The sequence below is a fragment of the Lentzea sp. HUAS TT2 genome, assembly GCF_051853195.1.
Classification (GTDB): domain Bacteria; phylum Actinomycetota; class Actinomycetes; order Mycobacteriales; family Pseudonocardiaceae; genus Lentzea.
Genome location: NZ_CP196667.1, coordinates 7,311,141 through 7,333,638, shown reverse-complemented (window position 1 = coordinate 7,333,638; position 22,498 = coordinate 7,311,141). Strand labels below are relative to the sequence as shown.

Sequence of the window (22,498 nt, the reverse complement as noted above, 5' to 3'; positions counted from 1 at the left end):
AATCGGACATCAAGTCGTGTGCTGGGCCGCGAACTCGCGGAGGTGTGCCGCCGCGGCGTCGAGCAGCATCAGGCCCACCTCGTCGACGTGCCGGTGGCGCCAGGACGCGTGCGGGCTGTCGCGCACCCACTGGTTGAAGGAACCCATGGCCGGTCCGGTGTGGACCTGGTAGTTGACCTTGTCGTCCGTCCTGCCCTCGAGCGCGATCCTTGCGCTGTAACCGAAGTAGCGGCGGAAGACGAGGGCCATCTTCTGCTTGGGTTGCCGCGCCGCGTGGTCGGCGAGCTCGGCCCTGCCGGTCGCCCGCAGGCGCGCCACCACGTCGGCCCAGACCTCCTCCAGCGGCTTGCGGAAGTAGGTCCGTTCGAGCTGCGTCCTGGTCTTGTCCGGCAGCTCGTCGAGGCTGCCGTAGTGGTGGTACAGCGCGTGCAGCTTGTTGCCCCTGGACGGGAAGAACACGCCCTTGCGCAGCACCTGGACCTTGGCGCCGAGCTCGAACATGTCGCCCGCCGGCGCGTACTCGGTGTCCTGCACGTCGATGTCCTGGAGCATGTCCTTGACCACGTCGCTGGTGGCCGCCTCGACCGTGCACTGGTTGATCGACCCGGTCACGACGAAGTCGGCGCCGAGCACGAACGCGGCCGCGACCGCGGCGGGAGAACCGATCCCGCCCGCCAGTCCCATGCAGATCGGCTCGTCGTACCCGCGCTCGGCCTCCACCCGGCCGCGCAGTTCGAGCAGTGACGGCAGCAACACGGTCGAGATGCCGCCGTCGGTGTGCCCACCGGAGTCGGCCTCGACGATGACGTCGTGGCTCATCGGCACCGTCCTGGCCAGTTCGGCCTGTTCCGCGGTGATCGCCCCGGTGCCGGCGAGCCGGTCCAGCACCTTGTCCGGGGGTGGTGCCAGGAACGCGGCCGCGACCTCGGGCCGCGACACCTTCGCGACCACCCGGTGGTCGCAGACCGGAGCGCCGCCGGGACCTCGCCGCAGCCCGGTCGCCCGGTAGCGCACGAGTGCCGGCGACATCTGGATGAACGCCGACGCCTCGACCGTGCGGACGTGGTGACGCAGCAGGAGGTCGACGAGGTCCTCCTCGGACGCCGGGTCGTCGTGGTTCGCGATGAGGTTGACGCCGTACGGGCCGTCCTGACCCACCGCCGCCTGGATCTCCTTGATGCCGCGCTCCACCTCCATCAGGTCCAGACCGCCGGTGCCGTAGAAGCCGAGCATCCCGGCGCGGCCCAGCCGGATGACCAGCTCGGGTGAGCTGACCCCGCGGTACATCCCGCCCGCGACGTAGGCGAACCGGAGTCCGTGGCGCTCGCGGAAGGTCGTGCTGCCGAGGTCCGTCGCGCCGCCGGGACGGCGGTGGGTCGCGCGGGTCCGTTCGACGAGCTTGGTCAGCACCGTGCCGCCGAGCTCCACGAACTCGGTGACGCCCGCGTCGAGCAGGTACCGCACGGTGTCGGTCCAGCGCACCGGGCTCACCAGGTGGTCCGCCAGCAACGACGCCGTGGCACCGGCCTCGTAGGGGGCCGCGGTGACGTTCGCGATCACCGGCGTCCCCGGCGTGCCGAGTGCCACGCCGCCGAGGAAACGGCCGAACTCCTGCCGGGCCGGGCGCATGAGCTCGGAGTGGAACGCCCCGGACACGCGCAGCCGGACCCAGCGGACCTCCCGCGCCTGGAGGAACTTCCCCAGCGCGTCGATCGACTCGACGTCCCCGGACACCACGCACTGCTCGGGTGAGTTGTCGTTCGCCACGACCAGCGTGCCGAACCCGCCCTGCCGCAACAGGCCGGCGACCTGGTCGCGGTCCAGGCCGGTCACCGCGATCATGCCGCCCCCGGCCGCTTCGGCCATCAGCTCGCCCCTGCGCCGCACGAGCCGCACGCCCGTCCCGAAGTCGAACGCGCCGGCCGCGTGCAGCGCGCAGTACTCGCCCAGGCTGTGCCCGGCGAAGAACGCCGCCTCGGTCCCGCTCTCCTCCTTCCACCGCCGGTAGGCGAGCGCACCGACCACGAACAGCGCCGGCTGCGTGAACTCCGTGCGCCTCAGCTCGCGCCGCGGGTCGTCCAGGCACAGCTCCCGCACCGAGTACCCGAGCAGTGCCGAGGCCTCGTCGGTCTCGTCGGGGTAGGCGTCGAACAGGTCACGTCCCATGCCCTTCGCCTGGGCGCCCTGGCCCGGGAAGATCACCGCTGTCAGGCTCATGCCAGGCTCCGTTCGAACTCGGCCAGGCTGAGCGAGCCGTCTCCGGCGGCCTCGATCAACCGGGCCAGGAAGTCGTCATCCGTGTCCGCGGGTGCGGCGGCCCGTGCTCCCCCGAGGGAACGCACGCGGAAACCGTTCAGCCGCAAGCAGATCCGGCCGTCGTCGTCGCACACGTCGATGTCGAACGCCTGCTCGCCCTCCGCCTGCTCGCCCGCGGCGAACCGGGTCACGGCCCAGCCCGCTTCGGGCAGCGGCGCCAGCACGCGCACCTCGTCCACGGCGTGGGGAACCGCGGTGCCGGCGTCGTCCGAGGCGAAGAGACCGAGGGTGCTCTGGAAGGCCGCGTCGAGCATGCTCGGGTGCAGCCCGAACTCGCCCTTCCTCGCGGCGTCCGGCAGCCGCAGCCTGGCGACGGTGAGGCTCGTACCGCTGTGCACCCGTTCGATCGCCCTCATCGCCGGGCCGTAGGCCAGGTCGAGGCGGGCGAACCGCTCATAGCACTCCGCCGCTTCGAGCACCGGGCCGTCACACCGGCCGATCAGGGCGTCGACGTCCTGCGAGGGCAGCGGTTCCGCGCTCGTCTCCCGCAGCGCTCCCCGTCCGTACACCAGCGGTGAGCCCTGACCGGTCGAGCCGAACACCCGGTAGGACACGCCACCGTCCTCGACCGACAGTCCGATGTGGACCTCCGTCGCGGACGTGACCCTGAGCGGCAGCTCCCAGGTGACGCCGGTCAGCGCCCAGGAACGGTCACCGCCCGCCAGTTCCGCCGCGGCCCTCGCCATCTCCAGGTACGCCGCTCCCGGCAGCACCGCCGCGCCGCGCACCTTGTGGTCGGCGAGGAAGAACTCGCGACCGGTGAGCTTCGTGGTGAAGCGGGGTCCGGCCAGGTCCGAGGTGTTGACGTGGACCAGCGGGTGCAGCTTCGACGCCTCGCCCCCCACCGGGGTCGTGGTGTCGATCCAGTACCGCCGCAGCCGGAACGGGTACGTGGGCAGCGGGACGCGGCGGGGTGACACGGGGTGCCAGCGGGTCCAGTCGACCTCGGCACCGCGCACCCAGGCGTCCAGCGCCTCGGCCGGGCTCGTTCCCGCCGGTGTCCCGGGAATCTCGTCCCTGGACACGCGACCGGTGACGATCGAGCCGTCCGGTGCGCCGCGCAGCCACGACCTCAGGCCGGCCTGGAGCTCCGCGACCGTGGTCGCGACGACGCCCAGCCGTTCGGCCATCGGCGTCCTGCCGACGTGCGTGGTGTAGGCGATCGACGCCAGCGCGGCGTCGCCGTGGGCGTTCAGCGCCTCGACCCACTCCTCGGCCAGTGCCCGCAGGACCTCGGGGTGGCTCGCGGACAGCAGGACGGGAACCGGTTGCGCGGGCGGGGTTTCCGCCGGCGGCTTCGCCCGGTACTCCTCCAGCACGACGTGGGCGTTCGCTCCGCCGAAGCCGAACGAGCTGATGCCCGCGCGCCGGGGCAGTTCCGCGCCGCCGCCGTCCACCGGCGCACGCCACGGCTGCTGCTCCTGCACCAGGTAGAACGGCGTGCCGTCGAGCTTCACGTACGGGTTCGTCCTGTCGTTGTTGAGGTTGCGCACCAGCGTGCGGTGCCTCATCTGCAGCAGGACCTTGATCAAGCCGGCGATCCCGGCCGCGACCTCCAGGTGGCCGATGTTGGTCTTCACGGACCCGATGCCGACGTGGCTGTCGCCGCTGCCGGCCCCGTGGTCGGCGTAGAGGTCGCGGAAGGCCTCCTTGAGCCCGTTGATCTCCACCGGGTCGCCGAGCCGCGTGCCGGTGCCGTGCGCCTCGACGTAGCCGATCGTGCGCGGGTCGATCCCGGCCCTGCGGTGGGCGGTGCGGATGACCGCGGCCTGCGCCTTCGGGTTCGGCGCGGTGAGGGAGTTGGCGCGACCGCCGTGGTTCTCGGCGCTGCCCCTGATCAGGCCGTAGACGTGGTCTCCGTCGCGTTCGGCCGCCGACAGCCGCTTCAGCACCAGCATGCCGACGCCCTCGCCGCGGCCGTAGCCGTCCGCGTCGGCCGAGAAGGTCTTGCTCCGGCCGTCCTCGGCCAGCATGCCGGCCATGTTCATGCTGATGTGCAGGTCCTTGTTGACGATGGTGTTGACCCCGCCGACGATCGCCATGTCCGAGGTGCCGTCCTGGATGGCGCAGACGGCGCGGTGCACGGCGATGAGAGCGCTGGAGCACGCGGTGTCAATCGGCTCGCTCGGCCCGTGCACGCCGAGGAAGTAGCTCATCCTGTTGGGCCCCATGCAGGGCGCCGCACCGCTGGTGTCGTAGGCGTCGACCGCCGGCGAGTACTTCGCCACCATGCTCGGGTAGCCGGTGCTGGCGGTGCCGATGACGATCGCCGTGTTCGAGCCCTCGACGGACTCCGCCGAGTACCCGGCGTCCTCCAGCGCCTTCCACGCGTAGAGGAGCAGGAGCCGCTGTTGCGGATCCATCAGCTCGGCCTCACGCGGGGAGATGTCGAAGAACAACGGGTCGAAGTCACCGACGCCGTCGATGAACCCGCCCCATTTGACGTTGCTGGTGTTGGGCTCGGTGACGGGGTCGCCGAAGCACTCCCGCCAGTCCCAGCGGTCGGCCGGGATCTCACCGATGCAGTCACGGCCGTCCAGCAGGTTCTGCCAGAACTCCGCGATGTCACGTGCCTGCGGGAACCGGCCGCTCATGCCGATGACGGCGATCGGGTCCTGGCCGGACGGGTGCGGGGCCGCGACGGGCGCCGGCTGCTCAGCCTGCTCGGGGGCGGGAGGCTCTTGCTCGGGCGCGGGAGGCTGCTCCTCGATCCGCTCCGGCGCCGAGACGCGGTCGGCGTGGTGCTCCAGCAGGAAGTCCGCGAAGCCGCTCAGCGCGGGGTGCTCGAACAGGATCGTCGGGTCCAGGTCGAGACCGAAGCGCGCGTTGACAGCCGTCACCAGCTCGGTCAGCGACAGCGAGTCGACGCCGTAACGGGACAACTCGCGGCTGCCCTCGATCCGGTTCGCGGGCAGGCGCAGCACCGCCGCGGCCATGCCGATCAGTTCACCGAGCAGTGCTTCGTGGGACAGGGCCGCGCGGGACGGGGCCGGTTCGGGTTCGGGTTCCGGCGTCGGTTCGGGTTCCGGCGCCGGTTCGGTGGCCTGGACGGCACCGCCGAACGCTTCGCCGTGGGTGTCCCTGAGGTACGAGGCGAACCCGTCGAGCGTCGGGTACTCGATCAGCAGGGTGGGCACCAGCCCCAGGCCGAACTCGTCGTTGAGCAGACCGGTGTACTCCACCAGGGAGATCGAGTCGAACCCGTACTCGGTCAGCTCCACCTCGCCCTCGATGTCGTCGACGGGCACGTCCAGCAGCGTCGCCACCCGTTCGGCGAGCAGCCTGACCAGGACGTCGTTGTGCGGCACGGAGAGCACCTCCTCTTGCGGGGCGGTGGGGGTGGTCAGGATGGCGCGTTCGATGCGATCCCGGTCGCCGTAGACGACCAGGGCGTGCGGCTCGCCGCTGCCCCAGGCGCGGTACAGGGCCTCGACACCCACGGCCGTGGGCATCGGCAGGACGCCGGCGCCGTTCCACATCGCCTTCTCGGTGGCGGCGTCGACGCGCATGCCGCCGTCCGTCCACAGTGGCCAGCCGATGCTGAGCGACCGCCCGTGCCGCCTGCCCTGCGCCACGAGCGCCTCACGTCGAACGGCGTACCCGTCCAGGAACGCGTTGGCCGCCGCGTAGTCGGCCTGGCCGGGGTTGCCGGACGCGGACAGCGACGAGAAGCCGATGAAGAGGTCCAGGTCCAGACCGGCGGTCGCCTCGTCGAGATTGACGAAGCCCGTGACCTTGGCGGCGAACACCTCGCGCAACTGGCCGACGGTCTTGCGGACCAGGTAGCCGTCGCGCAGCACTCCGGCGGAGTGCACCACGCCCGTCAGGTTCCCGTACGACCGCACGACGTCCCGTACACACCGGTCCACGGCGCCGCGGTCGGCGACGTCGAGCGGCCGGTACTCGGCGCGGGCGCCGGTGGCCCGCAGCTCGTCGAGCAGCTCGCGCTGGCCCGGCCCGGACTCGGAACGCCCGCACAGAACGAGCACCGCGCCGGGCACGGTCGAGGCGATCTCCCTGGCGAACACCGCGCCCAGGCCGCCGGCGCCGCCGGTGATCAGGTAGACACCGCCGGCACGCCACGGACGTTCGGCCCCGACCTCACCCAGGGACGTCCAGCGCGCGACCTCCCTCCGCTCCCCGTGCATCCGGGTCACGACGTCGTCCACAGTGGACGCTTCCTGACGAAGACGCGCGGCCAGCGCCGCGGAGTCCGTGCCCGGTTCGACCACCACGAGCTGGGTGAGCAGGCGGGTGCTCTCGTTGCGCGCCGTGCGCAGCAGCCCGGCCAGTCCGGCGAGCGGCTGGTGCTCCGCGCCGTCCGGGACGACGACCTGCACCAGCACCCAGCCCTCCCGTCCGGCCTTGGCCGCGTCCTGGAGACGGGTGAGCAGGAACTCGGCCCGGCGGGTGTAGTTCGCGGCGATGTCGCCGTCCGCGGGAAGGACTTCGGTGTGCACGCCGAGACGGTCGGCGACGTCACCGGGGTCGACGTCCGCGAAGAGGACCTCGTGGCGGACGAACCGCTTCGTCTCGGTGACGGCGGTGGACGGGTGCCAGCCGGGGCGGCCGAGCACGAGCTCACCGCGGCGCTGGTCCTCGTCGCGCGCCGCGCTCTCGTCGGGCGCTGCGCTCTCGCTCGCTCCGAACTCGCGGAAGGTGAAGCCGAGCAGGCGCACGCACACCTTCCCCGCGTCGTCGCAGAGGTCGATGTCCAGTCGCCGGACCGTGCCGGGCAGGTCGTTGTCCGACGGCCTGATCACCGCCCAGCCCTCCTCCGGCGTCGCCGCGTACACGCGTGCCTCGGTGAGGGCGAACGGCAGAGCCGCGGTCACGTCGTCAAGCCCCTCCGCGAGCGCGAGGCCGTGCGTGGCCTGCAGAGCCGAGTCGAGCATCGACGGGTGCACGGTGAAGCCGTCCCCGGTCCCCGCCGGCCTGCGCAGCCGGGCGACGATCAGGCCGGTGCCGATCTCGAGCGCCTCGACGCCGCGCATGGCCTCACCGAGATGCACCTCCGTGCCGCCGTAGCGGGCGTAGCAGGCGGAGCGGTCGAGCTTGGTGCGCGTGCACCTGGCCCTCAGCGCGGAGATGTTCAGCGTCGGGCGCTCCCCCTGCACCGCGGGCTCGACCCGGCCTTGGCCGTGCACCAGGGTTTCGCCGTCGACGGTCGTCCTGATCTGGTAGGCGAAACCGCCGTCGCGGGGGTCGAGGGTCACCTCGGCCGCGGTGGGAACGGGGATCCGCGCCGGGCGGATCCAGACGACGTTGCGCAGCGTCACACCGGTGCGGCCGTAGCCCTCGCCCTCGGCTGCCGCCCTGGCCAGTTCCAGGTAGGCGACACCGGGCAGCACAGGGACGCCCGAAAGACGGTGCTGGTCCAGGAAGAACTCCTGACCTGTGAGGTCCGCCGCGTAGGACTCACCCCGCTTGTGGACGGTCAGCGCCGCCGCGGTCGATGCGGTGGACGGGGTGGAACCGGCTGGCCGGACCGACGTGCCGGGCCGGGCGGGCACGGCCGATCGAGTCGGCGTGGCCGGGCGAGCAGGCACCGCCGTCTGCCGCGCGGCGGGGCCCGAGGGCGCGACCGGCCGTGACGCGGCCGGGCGAGCGGGCGCCGCCGCCTGGGCCGACCTGCCGGGCCGGCTCGGCACGGGCGGCTCCGAGATCCAGTAGCGCTCGCCGCCGAACGGGTAGCCGGGCAGCGGAACCACGCGGAAGCCCTGTCCGAACAGGCTTCCGAGCACCGCGATCTCGCCGCGCACGAACCGCTGGGCGACCTCGGTCAGCGTCAGGCCGTCCGTTGCACCGGTCGCGGGAGCGTCGTCGGGCACCGCGCCGGTCACCACGGACTCCGTGTGGCCGTCCCGCAGCCAGGTGCGCAGCGCGTCGAGCCACTCGTCGCGGGAGCCCGCCACCACTGCGAGGCGCAGGTTCTCGTGGCGGCGACCCGTGGCGAGCGTGTACGCGAGGTCACCGAGCTCCAGTTCGGGGCGGGCGTCGACGTGGCCGGTCACGCGCTCGACGTGGGAGCGCAGCGTCTGCTCGTCCTGGGCGGACAGCACCACCAGCCACTCGTCCCGGGCGGAACGCTCCGGACGGCCGTGCTCGGGTGCCTCCTCGACGACGAGGTGCGCGTTGGTGCCGCTGGCACCGAAAGAGCTCACGCCGGCTCGGCGCGGTCCCTCGGACGGTGTGGACCACTCCGCCAGCTCGGTCGGCACGCGGAACGGGCTGCCCTGCATGGTGATCGCCGGGTTCGCGCGAGTGAAGTGCAACGACGGCGGCACCTGGCGGTGGTGCAGCGCGAGCAGGGCCTTGATCGTGCCCGCCACACCCGCGGTGAACTGGGTGTGGCCCACGTTGGTCTTGATCGAGCCGAGCGCGCAGCCTCCCTCCGGCGCACCGGTGAAGGCGGCGGCCAGCGCGCCGAACTCGATCGGGTCGCCGAGCGGGGTTCCGGTGCCGTGCGCCTCGATCATCTGGACGCCGCCGGGGCGCACGCCCGCGTCGCGGTGAACCTGGCGCACCAGGTCCTCCTGGGCCTGGGCGCTCGGCGCGGTGATGCCGTTGGTGGCACCGTCCTGGTTGACGCCCGACGCACTGATGACGCCGTAGACGTGGTCCCCGTCGCGCAGGGCGTCGGACAGGCGCTTGAGCACGAGGACGCCGGCACCCTCGCCGGGGACCATCCCGTCCGCGGCCGCGTCGAACGTGCGGCAGCGGCCGGTGGGCGACAGCATCTTCGCCGTGGCCGAGAACTCGTAGAGCCGTGGCGTCGCCTGGACGAACACGCCCCCGGCCAGCGCCATCGACACCGTGCCGAGCCGCAGCGCGTCACAGGCCAGGTGAATGGCGACGAGCGAGCTCGAGCACGCCGAGTCGACGGCGACGGCAGGACCGGACAGGTCGAGCAGGTAGGAGATGCGGGACGCGATGACCGACGCCATGTTGCCCCACATGGTCTGCGGTGGCCGCTCGTCGCCGATCAGCTCGTGGTAGTCGCCGGGGTAGGCACCGACGTAGACACCGCAGGTCCGGTCGGTCAGCCGCTCGCCCGCGTAACCGGCGTCCTCCAGCGCGTGCCAGCACTCCTCCAGGAAGACCCGCTGCTGTGGATCGGTGTAGGTCGCCTCGGTGCCCGAGACGCTGAAGAACAGCGCGTCGAACCGGGCCGGGTCGTCGAGGAAGCTGCCGTACTGGCGGCCCTGCCTCCTGCCGAGCTTCCCGTCGAGGTCCCAGCGCGTGACGTCACCGACGAGGTCGTCGCCCGCGGCCAGGTGCTCCCACAGCCGCGCGGCGTCCGGGGTGTCCGCGAAGCGGGCGGCGAGCCCGACGACGGCGATGGGTTCGTGCAGCGACCTGGTGGCGGCGGGCTGCCCGTCCGCAGGGCCGCTGCCGTTCACCCAGGCACTGCGGCGCTGGAACGGGTAGGTCGGCAGCGGGGTGCGCCGCACGTCCAGCCCGCTGAAGAGACCGTCTGCCACCAGCTTCCCGCCGTCCGTCCACTGTGCACGGACGCGGTCGAGCCCTGCGTCCCGCGCGGGGTGCGAGGTCCCGTCGGCCAGCCAGTCCTCAAGGCGGACCAGCAGGGTCTCGCGGTCGGCGGCGGTGAAGGCCGCCCGGTTCACGAAGCGGGCACGGCCGTGCACCAGGGTGTGGCTCACGTCGGCGAGGTCGATCCCCGGCGTCTCACGCAGGTGCCGGGCGAGGTTCTCGACGAGCTGCCGCAACGCTTCCTGCTTGGGTGCGGACAGCGGGAACAGCAGTTCACGGCCGTCGCGCCGGCGTGCGGCGAGGACCGGCGGCTCCTCCAGGACGACGTGGGCGTTGGTGCCGCTGAACCCGAACGAGCTGGTCGCGGCGACCCGCTTGCCCCAGCGGTTCGGCTCCCACTCCGTCAGCTCGGTGTGGACGCGGAACGGGCTGCCGGCGAGCCGGATCGCCGGGTTCGTCTCGTCGTGGTGCAGCGACGGCGGCACCTGGCCGTGCCGCAGGGCGAGCACGATCTTGAGCACCCCCGCCACCCCGGCGGCGGACATGGTGTGTCCCAGGTTGGTCTTGAGCGAACCGAGCGCGACCCCGCGGGATCCCTCGGCGTCGCCGAACGCGCGGACGAGCGCCTCCGTCTCGATCGGATCGCCGAGCTTCGTCCCCGTGCCGTGCGCCTCCAGCAGGCCGATCTCGGCCGGGTCGACGCAGAAGCGCTCGTACACCTCGCGGATCAGGCGCTCCTGCGATGCCGCGCTCGGCGCCGTGATCCCGTTGGTCGCGCCGTCCTGGTTGATCCCCGAGCCGCGGATCACCGCGTGCACGTGGTCACCGTCGGCGAGCGCGTCGGACAGCCGCTTGAGCACGACCACGCCGACGCCCTCACCGGGCACGAAGCCGTCGGCGGACGCGTCGAAGGTGTGGCAGCGGCCAGTCGGGGACAGCATCCCGGCGTGGCCCGCGGTCAGGTAGGTGTTCGGGGTCGTCTGCACGGCCACGCCGCCGGCGACGGCCAGGTCGGTCTCGCCGTCGCGCAGGCTCTGGCAGGCCAGGTGGATCGCGACGAGCGAGCTGGAGCACGCGGTGTCGACCGCGATCGCCGGACCGTGCAGGTTCAGGTGGTACGCCACCCTGGCGGGCACGATCGACGGGGCGTTGCCCCAGGCGGCCTGGGCGGGCGGACGCCCGGTGAACCACGCCGTGTAGTCACCGCCGGTGCAGCCGACGTAGACGCCCGCGCGCTTGCCGTCGAGCGCGGCACCGACGTAGCCCGCGTCCTCCAGAGCCGTCCAGGCCTCCTCGACGAACAGGCGCTGCTGCGGGTCGGTGTAGGCGGCCTCGCGGCCGGACATGCGGAAGAACTGCGCGTCGAACTCGTCGATGCCGTCGAGGAACCCGCCCTCCCGGCAGGTCACGTCCGTCCACTCGGGACCGGAGGTGTCCCAGCGCTCGATCGGGCAGACCAGGTCGTCGCCGTCGGCGAGGTGCCGCCACAACGCGTCCAGGTCGGGAGATCCGGCGAACCTGCCGCTCGCGCCGATGATCGCGATGGGACCCGTCGAGTGCTGGTCAGACGCCAGCTCGGCGGGACTCGCGGAGGCGACGGGGAAAGGGGGCAGCTCCCGGGAGGCCGGCGGCTTCGGTGCTGCCTGAGGGACCGGCTGTGCCTGCGGCTTCGGTGCTGCCTGCGGGATCGGCGCTGCCTGAGAGACCGGCTGCGGCACAACGGGTTCCCGCACCGCGACGGGCAGGACGGGCCGGTGTTCGGCCGCGATGTGCGCGGCCAGCAGGTCGACGCTGCGGTAGTCGAAGATCACCGTGGTGAGCAGGTCGAGGTCGAGACCGTCGTTGAGCTGCTGCACGAACCCCGCGCCGACGATCGAGTCGAGGCCGTAGTCGGCGAAGGCCCGCTCCGGGTCGATCTGCGCCTCGGTCATCCGCAGCGAGCGGGCCAGCTTCTCCAGGACCACCGCGCGAACCGTCTTCTCCTGCACCGCCTCCGCTGGTGCCGCAACGGCCGCCGGTGCCGGCGCGGGGACCTGCCCCGGCATGACCTCCGCGGGTCCTCGTGACACGCCGTCGCTGAAGGCGAGGGCGATCTGCTGGCCCAGCGGCTCCCCGCAGGCCGCCGCGTGCACGAATCCGGTGAAGCCCTCCTGCTCCAGCACCGCCTGCCAGGACGCCGGGGACAACGCGGGACCGCCGGGGACCCGCAGCTCCGGATCGGTGTGCTCCCACCAGCCGTCGAGCAGGCCGAACGTGAGGTGGTTGACCAGGTAGAACCCGCTGATCTCGTTGAGCGCGAGCAGACCGCCGCCCCGCAGCAGCGCCTTGACCCCGCGCAGCGTGGCGCGGACGTCCTCGGTGGCGTGCAGGACGTTGGCCGCGATCACGACGTCGAACGCGCCGAGGTCCAGTCCCTGCCCGTGCGGGGGCACAGCGGCGTCGAACAACCGGTAGGTCAGGTGGTCGTGCGCCGGGCCGAACGAGTCCTCCGCGCGGTGCAGGAACGCCCGCGAGATGTCGGTGAAGCAGTACTCGGCCACCGGCAGGCCTTCACGGGTGAGCCGGTCGAGGACCACGCGGGTCGTGCCGCCGGTGCCCGCGCCGACCTCGAGCAGGCGCAGGGCCGCGTCCGGTTCCGCCGCGAGCCGGGCCCGCAGGAACTCCACGACGTGCTCCGCGAGCACGGCGTTGAAGTGGTCGGCGACCCGGTTGTCCCGGTACACGCCCTCGACCAGGTCGAACGATCCGTTCGGGAACAGCACGTCCGTGGCGAGCACCTCGCCGCGCAGCACCTGGGGCAACGCGGGAACGGTGCGGGCGAGCAACGCGAGCGGGGTCCGCAGGTCGGAGTTGGCCTCCAGCCAGCGGCTCGTGGACCGGGCCCACTCCGTCCGGCACGCCGCGGAGTCCGCGGTCAGCGCCCAGCGCCCGGCGGCGTCGACGAGGCCGTGTTCGGCCAGCGCGCCCAGCATCGGCGGGACCCACGCCGCGAACCGGGCGTCGGAACGGAGGTAGGAGGGGCCGGCGAAACCCGCGTCGCGCAGTTCGGCCGCGACCCAGCGGCACAGCGCGGCGTCGATCTCGGCCGGCACGGGACCGTCCTGATAGGCCGCGAGAGCGACCGGCAGGCGCGGTTCCACGACCTCGACGGGCGCGACGGCGGCCGGCGGGCGCACCGCGGCGACCTCACCGGTGAGCACACCCTCGACCGGCAGCGGACGGCCCAGCCGCAGGAAACCGGCGACGTCGAGCGGCCCCTGCAGGAGCGCCTCGACCGTCATCATGGCGGCGGCCGGGTCGATCGGGGCGAGGCCGATCGCGGCCATGCCCTCGATCAGGTCCTCGGTGACGTTGCCCCAGTACCCCCAGTTGATCGTCTTCACCGGGCAGCCGAGCGCGGCGCGCAGCCCACCGGCCGTCGCGTCGACGTAGGCGCAGGCGGCGGCGTAGTGCGCCTGGTCGGCGTTGCGGATGAAGCTGACGAGCGACGACACCAGCAACACGAAGTCGAGGCCGAGCCCGGAGAACGCGTCCGCGAGGTGCACGGCCGGGTCCACTTTGGACGCGAGCGTCGCGGCGAGCTCCTCGTCGGCCAGGTCGGTGACAGGGGTGTGGGTGAAGGTCATCGCGAGGTGCACGATCCCGTCGACCCGGCCGTGACGGGCGACGACCTCGTCACGCACCGCGCGCAGGGCCCGCGGGTCACCCGCGTCGGCCTGGAGGTAGAGCGGTCGCGGACCGGTGATGCCGTCCCGGCGGCCGCGGACCACGTCGTCCTCCGCACGACGGCCGACCCACACGACCTTGGCTCCGTGCGTGCGGGCGAGGTGGTCGGTCAGCACGACGCCGAGGTCGCCGGCCCCGCCGATGAGCACGTACACGCCGCCACGGCGGAACGCGGAGGTCTCGGGAACGGGCAGGTCCACCTGGACGAGCCGGCGCCGCAGCCACTGCCCACCGGCCTGCACGACGGGGTGGGCGCGCCGGTCGCCCGGCAGGCCGAACACCTCGGCGGGCTCCCAGGGCGTGTCCTTCGCGAGGTCCACGGCCCTGACCCGCCAGTGCGGCTGCTCCTTGGCCAGCGCGCCGATGAACCCGTGCAGGCTCGCCTGGGCGGGGTCGCCCCCGCCGGAGGCGAACGCGTCACGGGTGAGCAGGGTGAGCTCCAGCCCGCGTCCCGCGTACCGCGTCTGCACAGCCTTGACCATGTGCAGCAGCCGCTGCACGGCCGCACGGTGGTCGCGGACGCGCTCGGCCGGGGTGCCGCCGGTGCGGGTCGGAACCGAGAGGACGACGTGGTCGGCGTCCGCCGGGATCGGGCCGAAGCCGTCCCAGGTGATCGTGCCGGGCACCGCGCTCTGGAGCACGTCGAGGTCGTCGGTGGCCAGCCCGATCGCGAGGACCTGGCCGGAGAGATCGGGGGTACCGGGTCGTTCGACCTCCCAGACCGGGCAGACGGTGAGATCGCCGGCCGGCAGGACGTCGTCGCCCGTGGTCGGGGTGGCACGCGGGGCGGGGACGGACATTGGTGCCAGGTCCTGTGGCACAGCCGAGGAGACCGCGGGGGCCTGCGCCGCAGCCGGAACCGTGGCGGACGCGGGGAACTGCGCCGCAGCCGAAACGGTGGTGGCAGGCGCCACCTGCACCGCAGCCGGAACCGACGAGACCGCCGCCGGTACCGCGGCCGAGGCCTGGCTCACGGCGGAAACCCTGCCGTCAGCGGCCACGGGAGTGGCCGGAGGAACCTCGACCGCGGAGGGCCGGGCCACCGGCTCGGCCGCCGGAGCCCCGAGTGCGGCCACCGGCTCCGCGAAGCCCTCCCCCGCCGCGCCGCCGTCCGGCAGCACGTCGGTGTACCAGTACCGCTCGCGGGCGAACGGGTACGTCGGCAGGCCGACCTTGCGCGGGCGCGGCCCGCCGGCGTGCAGGAGCGACCAGTCCACCCGGACGTGGTTCACCCACGCCTCCGCCAGCGGTGCGAGCCTGCGGCGTGCCGCCCAGCGCACCAGCGTCTCCTGGAAGTCCTCGTCGTCCCGCAGGGCCGCGAGCGACCCCTCCGCGCCGCGACCGTCGCCGGCGAAGGTGTCCGCGGGCAGGTCCGCGCCGGTGGCGAAGGCGTCGAGCGCCGCCACCAGTGCCGGCAGGTCGCTGACCACCGCGGCGAACCGCGCGGTCATCGGCTCGCGGCCGACCTGGAGGGTGTAGGCGATGTCGGGCAGGTCCGCGTCGCTCCACGCGCCGTCGCGCAGTTCGTCGCGCAGCCGCTCCGCCGACTCGCGCAGCCGTTCGTGGTCCGCCGCCGAGAGCACCACCGCCTGGGCCTCGGCTGCACGCTCTGGACGTTCCGGCACGATGTACTCCTCCACGAGCAGATGGGCGTTCGATCCACCGGCGCCGAAGGCCGAGACCACCCCGGCCCTGGGTTGGGCGCCGGTGCGGGGCCAGGGCGCCGCCTCGCGCTGCAGCACGAACGGGGTGCGGCTGAAGTCGATCTCCGGGTTCACCTCGGCGGAGTGCAGCGACGGCGCGTATGTGCCGTGCCGCATCTGCAGCAGCAGCTTGCTCAGCCCCGCGATGCCGGCCGCCGCCTCCAGGTGACCGATGTTCGACTTGACCGAGCCGATGGCGCAGAAGCCGCGGTCGTCGGTGAACTCGGAGAACGCCGAGGTGAGGCCGGCGATCTCGATCGGGTCGCCCAGCGGGGTGCCGGTGCCGTGTGCCTCCACGTAGCCGATCCGCCGTGGATCGACCCCGCCGCGGCGGTACACCTGCCGGATCACCGACGCCTGCGCGACCGGGTTCGGCACGGTGAAACCGTGCGTGTGGCCGCCGTGGTTGACCGCGCTGCCCCGGATGACGCCGAGGACGCGGTCGCCGTCGGCCAGCGCGTCGGCGAGCGGGCGCAGCAGCACCGCGCCGACGCCCTCGCCGGGCACGTAGCCGTCGCCGCCCGCGCCGAAGCTGCGGCACCGGCCGTCACTGGAGGCGAACTGGGTCTGGCCGATCATCAGGTACTTGCTCGGGTGCAGCGAGAGGTTGACCCCGCCCGCCAGCGCGACTCCGCACTCCCCGCGGCGCAGCGCGGCGACCGCCAGGTGGATGGCCGTCAACGCGGCGGCGCACATCGTGTCGATCGCGATGCTCGGCCCGTTCGCGTCGAAGAAGTACGAGACGCGGTTGGCGATCGAGGCCAGGCTTCCCGGCACGACCACCGGCTCGCCGCGCACGCCCTGTTCGGCGCCGTAGAGCTGGTACTCGGTGTACATCGCGCCGGCGAACACGCCGATGTCACCGGCGTCCTCACCGGCCGCGGCCCTCGCGGCGGCGCGCAACGAGTCCCTGGTGTGGCCGGCGTCCTGCAGCGTCTCGTAGGCGGCCTGCAGGAAAACGCGCTCCTGCGGGTCCATGGTGGACGCCGCACCCGGCGAGATGCCGAAGAACAACGGGTCGAACTCGTCCACGCCGTCGAGGAAGCCGCCCCACTTCGCGTAGGTGCGTCCCGGCTTGCCACGCCGCGGGTCGAAGTAGCGCTCGTGGTTCCAGCGGTCCGGCGGGATCTCGGTGACGCTGTCCACCCCGTCGAGCAGGTTGGCCCAGAACTCGTCCAGGTTGCGCGCGCCGGGGAAGCGACCGGAGATGCCGATCACGGCGATCGGCGTCTCCTCGTTCGTTCGCGCCGGGGCCGGCTCGGCGGCGGGAACGGCCACCGGAGCAGGCTGGGGAGCGGACGCGACCTCCGTCTGAACCGCCGGCAGACCGACGAGCGCGGCGAGAGCGTCCGGCTGGGTCTTGACGAAGTGCGCGGCCAGGCCGTCGATCGTGCGCACCTCGAAGAACAGCGTGCTGCCGACGTCGTCGAGCCCGCGGCGCACCGCCTCGGTGAGCTGCACGACGAGGATCGAGTCGATGCCGTACTTGTCGAAGGTCACGTCGGAACGCACCGAGGAGACCGGCAGCTGCAACACGTCCGCCACCAGTGCGCGGAAGTGGTCGCGGGCCCGCTCCAGCAGCTCGTCCTCGCGCCCTGCCGGCGAAGCCTGCTCGGCGACGGGCGCGACGGTCTCCTCGACGACCTGCGCGATGGGTTCGGGCACCGGTCCGGTCGCCGGTCCGTCCGGGAAGGCGTCTCCGCCCTCGGGCACCGGCTGCCGGACGACGCCGTCGGCACAGGCCACGAACACCTGCTGGCCGAGGTCGTCCGCGCCCTCCGCCGCGACGAACGCCGACCGGAAGCCCGTCTCGTTCAGCGCGCGCAGCCAGTCCGCCGGCGTGAGCCCCGGTGACCCCGGGATGCGCAGCGCCGGGTCGTCGTAGCGCCACCAGCCTTCCAGCAGGCCGAACGTGAGGTGGCTGAAGTAGACGTTGTCGCTGAGCTCGTTGAGCAGCAGCACGCCGTTCGCGCGCATCGCCGCCTTGGTGTTGGTCAGCGTCGTGCGGATGTTCCGGGTCGCGTGCAGCACGTTGGTCGCCACCACGACGTCGAACCCGCCGATGTCCAGTGACTGCTCGGCCAGCGACTTCTCGACGTTGAGGATTCGCGTGTCCAGGTAGGGCGCGATGTCACCGAACGAGCGGCGCGCGTGCAGCAGGAACGCCTTGGAGAGGTCGGTGTAGCAGTAGGTCTCGATGTTGTCGCGCCACGGTGCGAGGCGGCCGAACACCACCCGGCTGGTGCCGCCGGTGCCCGCGCCGATCTCCAGCATCCGCAGCCGCACACCGGGGTTCTCCGCGACCCGTGCCCGCACGTGCTCGACGAGCGTGTCCGCGAGGACGTCGTTGAAGTAGTCGGCGACGGGGTTGTTGCGGTAGACGGCTTCCACGAGTTCGAGTGACGACTTCGGGAACATGACGTCGGTGGCGGGACGGCGTCCGGTCAGGATGTCGTCCAACGCCCGCAACGTCGTGTCGACGAGCACCGCCTGTGGCCGCTTGCCGTCGTTGTCCAGCCACGGCGCGCGGTCGGCGTCCCAGCGGCGCCAGGCCGCGGCGAGGTCCACCGGGCTCGCGTCAACTGCGCCGTAACGGCCGCCGGCGGAGCTCAGCAGGCCTTCCCGCGCGAACACGTCCAGCGTGTGCTCCAGCCAGCGGCGGTAGAGCGGGACGATGCCCCCGATCGTCATCCAGTCGTCGGCCGTGCCCGTGCGGCCGGGGCCGAACAGACCCAGGTCGCGCAGCAGCGCCCAGGTGATCCGGACGAGCGCCGGCTCCATGGACCGGCCGTGCCCGTCGGCCGCGACGCGCACGCGTTCGATGGTGGCCCGCCGGTCCGGTCGTGCCGCGAGCAGCGCGGCGGCCGGCGACTTCGCAGGCGGCAGCTCCGTGAGCGTGCTGCGCTCGTAGAACGCGGCGATGCTGCGGGAGTCCGCGGCCTTCAGCAGCGCGAGGCGGTCGTGGGACGAGCCGAGCAGGTGGTCGACGGCGGCCATGCCCTCGCCGGGCTCGATCGAGCCGAGTCCGAGCCGCGCCATCCTGCGCCGGTAGCCGTCCTCGGCCACGATGCCGACGTTGCCCCAGTAACCCCAGTTCATCACCTTGACCGGGCAGCCCAGCCGGGCGGACAGGCCCTCGGCGTACGCGTCGGAGAACGTGCAGCCCGCCGCGTAGTTCGCCTGTCCGGGGGCGGTGAAGAACGCCTGCATGGACGAGAAGAAGACGACGAACTCCAGCGGCTGGCCAGCGAAGACCTCCGCCAGGGCGACGGTCACGCCGGCCTTGGCCGCGTACGTGGTCCGCAGCAGGTCCTCGTCCATCCGCGCCACGCTCCGGTCGCCCAGGACGATGGCGGTGTGCAGGACGCCGTGCACCGGTCCGTACTGCCGGACGATCTCGGCACACGCGCGCCGCAGATCGTCCACATCGGACGCGTCGCACGAGACGTAACCGGGACGCGGGCCGATCGCGGCAAGCCGGTCCTGCTTGGCGGTGATCTCCGCGTCGAGGGGGCGCCGGCCGATCCACACCACCTGCGTGCCGTGGCGGCGCAGCAGGTGCTCGGTCCACACCTCGCCGATGCCTCCCGCACCGCCGATGGCGACGACCACGCCGCCGGGTGCGCGGGACGCGGCGACCGGGCCACCGGTCACCTCGACCAGGCGGGGCAGCAGCCACTCACCGCGGCGCAGCGCCGCGACCCCGCCCCGTGCCGCAGCCGGCGCGTTCAGCACGGCCTCGAACGGCACCGGCTGTCCCGCCGCGATGTCGACGACCCTGACCTGCCAGTGCGGGTACTCCTTCGCGACAGACCCCAGCAGGCCGTGCACTCCCGCGTGCGTCGCGTCCGCGGTCTCGTGCCCGCTCACCCCGACCGCCTGCCGGGTGACGGCGGTGAAGCCGGTCTCGCGGCCGTCGGCGCCCTGCGCCAGCAGTGCCTTGATCCAGCGGAAGACGGTGAACGTCCCGTCCTGCCCGCCGTTCTCCGGCGCGAGCCACACGACGTGGTCCGCGTCCGCGGGAAGCCTCTCGTGCTGTTCGGTGCCGAGCACGACGGCTCCGGGGAAGCGGGCCAGGAAGGCGGCGCGGTCGGCCGCGTCACCGCCGGCGAGCACCGGGCGGCCGCCGAGGGCGGGTTCCAGCTCGACCCCGTCCGGAACCGCGTCCCACACGGGGGCGAGCAAGGCCGTGCGCAGGTCCGGTGCCGCGGTCACGCGGCAGAACGCCAGTCCCCGCAGCCGAACCGCGACACGGCCGGACTCGTCGCACACGTCGATGTCCACTGTGGACGTCTCCGAGCCGCCGCCCGTGTGCCGCAGGTGCGCCCACATCGTGCCGGACACCGGCCGGAGGACGTCGATCCGGTCGACCGCGAACGGCAGGGCGGGACGTCCGCTGCTCTCCGCGAGCTCACCGGACTCGCCTCCGAAGAGACCGACGACCGCCTGGATGGCGCTGTCGAGCACCGCCGGGTGGACGGCCAGGTCCTCGTCGTGGGCGCCGGCCGGGACGACGAGCCTCGCGAGCACCTCGCGGTCGCCGACGGCCAGGCTTTCCAGTGCGCGCAGGCGAGGCCCGTGGGCGATGCCGACGGCGTCGAGCGCCGCACGGCACTGCTCCGCGCTCAAGGTCCGCGTGCCACGCGCCCTGATGGCGTCGAGCGGCACGGTCTCAGCCGGTCCCGGCTGGACGAAACGACCGTGCGCGTGCACGTCCGCTCCGTCCCGGCGGATGCGGAAACCCTCGCCGTCGCGCTCCACCGTCAGGTCCGCGCCCTCGGCACCGACCGGGAACGGTGTGGCCCACACGAGGTCGCGGATCCCGACCGGCTCGAACGCCCCGGCGGTCGCCGCGCGCCGCGCGAACTCCAGTGACAGCACCGCCGGCAGGACCGCGCGGCCGTTGACGTGGTGGTCGGCGAGGAAGAACTCCTGCCCGGTGAGCCGGGTGCGGTAGGCGGACGTGTCGCGCGTGGGCCAGTAGCGCTGCCTCTGGTACGGGTAGGTGGGCAAGGGAACGATCCTCCGCACGGCGGCCGGGAACGCGGTCTCGAGGCGGGCGAGGTTCTCCCGCACGAAGACCGACGCGAGTTCGTGGGCACTGCTGGGCAGGACACCGTCGCGCGGTGCCGCGTCGACGGCGACTTCGCCGGTGTGGGTGCCGGTCGTCGTTCCGGAGAGCCAGGCGCGCAGGCGCTGGGCGGCTTCGGTCGTGCTCGGCGCGACGACGGCGAGACGGTGGGGCAGGTGTGCGCGGCCGGCCGCGAGGCTGTACGCGACCTCCGCCGCGGACAGGCGTTCGCGCTCCAGGTGGGTGGCGAGGCGGCCGGCCGCCTCGCGCAGGGCGTCCGCGGACCTGGCGGACAGCAGGAACGCCTGCTCCCCCGGGACGTCCGCGACCGGGTTCCGCCGGTACTCCTCCAGCACGACGTGGGCGTTGGTCCCGCTGGCGCCGAAGGAACTGACGGCTGCCCGGCGCGGGCCCTGGTCGGGTTCCGGCCAGGCGACGGTCTCCGTCGGCACGGTGAACGGGCTGCCCTGCAACGGGATCCGCGCGTTCGCCCCGGTGAAGTGCAGCGAAGCCGGGATGGTGCGGTGCCGCAGCGCGAGGACGGCCTTGACGACACCGGCGACGCCCGCGGCGAACTGGGTGTGCCCGAGGTTGGACTTGATCGACCCGAGCGCGACGCTGCCCGGTCGCGCGCCGGCGAAGACCTTGGACAGGGCACGGAACTCGATCGGGTCGCCCAGTTGCGTGCCGGTGCCGTGCGCCTCCACGAACTGGACGCCGCCGACGCCCAGGTTGCCGTGCACCTCGCGCAGCAGTCGTTCCTGGGACAACGCGCTCGGCGCGGTGATGCCGTTGGTCGTGCCGTCCTGGTTGACGCCCGAGGCGCGGACGATCGCGTGGACGTGGTCGCCGTCGCGTTCGGCGTCGGCGAGCCTCTTGAGCACGATCGCGCCCGCGCCCTCGCCGGGCACGAACCCGTCCGCACCGGTGTCGAAGCTGCGGCAGCGGCCCGACGCCGAGAGCATTCCGGCCACGGAGGCGGACCGGTAGAGCCGCGAGGTGTTCTGGACGAAGACGCCTCCGGCGATGGCGAGGTCGGCGGTGCCCGCGAGCAGGTCGCGGCAGGCGAGGTCGATCGCGACGAGCGAGCTGGAGCACGACGTGTCGACCGTGAGAGCCGGACCGGTGAAGTCGAGCAGGTAGGCGATCCGCGACGCGACGACCGAGCCCATGGTGCCCCACAGCGCCTGGGCGGGCGCGTCGTCACCGAGGTGCTCGGAGTAGTCACCGGCGTAGCAGCCCACGTAGACGCCGGCCCGCGAGCCGCGGTGCCGCCCTCCCGTGTACCCCGCGTCCTCCAGCGCGTTCCAGCACTGTTCCAGGAAGACGCGCTGCTGCGGGTCCATCGCCGTCGCCTCGACACCGGAGATGCCGAAGAAGGCGGGGTCGAACAGGTCGGCGTCGCGCAGGAAGCTGCCGGTGCGGCAGGCGATGCCGGCGGGCAGCGGCCAGCGCGTCACGGGCTCGACCAGGTCGGTGCCGGAGACCAGGTGCGCCCACAGCGCCTCGGGGGTCTCCGCGTCCGCGTACCTCGCGGCGAGACCGACGATCGCGATCGCGTCGTCCTCGCCGGAAGTGGTGGTGGCGACGGGAGCGACGGACGGGCGGGAGCCGGCCAGGAAGGTGGAAAGCCGCTCGAACGTGCCGTGGTCGAACAGGTCGGTCGTGTCGACGGACGTGCCGAGGACGTCGTTGAGCCGGTGCACCAGGCTGACGCCGAGGATGGAGTCGAGGCCGTAGTCGGCGAACGGCCGGTGCCGCTCGATCTCGGAGACCGGCATCTGCAGGATCTCCGCCAGCTCGGCGAGCACCACGCCGTCCACGTCCACCGCCGCGGGTACGGCGGCGGGCGCGGCCTGGGGCTGCGGCGCGCTGGGCTCGAACCAGAACTCGGGTCCCGCGAAGGGATAACCCGGCAGGTGCACCCGCGGCCTCGTGCCGTCCACTTCGGACCAGTCGATCGGCGTGCCCCTGACCCAGAAGGACGCGAGCTCGGCGTGACCACCCGTGGCCAGCCAGTGCTCGATCAGCTCGCGCAGCTCGGGTTTGGCGGCCAGTGCGGCCAGCGTCTCGTTGTTCGCCTCGACGCGGCCTCGCCACCACGACTCGCCGGAGGCGTCGGTCGCGGGAGCGGCGAGGAACGCCCGCAACTGGCGGCGCCACTCCAGCACGTCCCGCGCCACGAAGC

General features: G+C 73.0%; 2 protein-coding genes (1 of these 2 running past the window's edge). Both read right to left on the bottom strand.

The window, feature by feature from the left end:
• Positions 1 to 9 precede the first annotated feature (9 nt).
• Entirely contained in the window at positions 10 to 2,217 is a 2,208-nt protein-coding gene (gene fabD, locus ACSHWB_RS34785) for an ACP S-malonyltransferase (protein WP_439657533.1), read from the bottom strand.
• Positions 2,214 to 22,498, bottom strand: the 3' portion of a protein-coding gene (locus tag ACSHWB_RS34780; RefSeq protein WP_439657532.1) for an SDR family NAD(P)-dependent oxidoreductase. Its footprint extends 3,043 nt past the window's final position; only the last 20,285 of its 23,328 coding nucleotides appear in the window; the start codon falls outside the window, past its right edge — the gene reads right to left on this strand; the stop codon is at positions 2,214 to 2,216. Before ACSHWB_RS34780 ends, fabD begins: the two co-directional genes overlap by 4 nt.

What these genes read in the sequence shown, in the direction of transcription:
- fabD (WP_439657533.1), bottom strand. Translation starts at nt 2,217, where the DNA reads ATGAGCCTGACAGCGGTGATCTTCCCGGGCCAGGGCGCCCAGGCGAAG.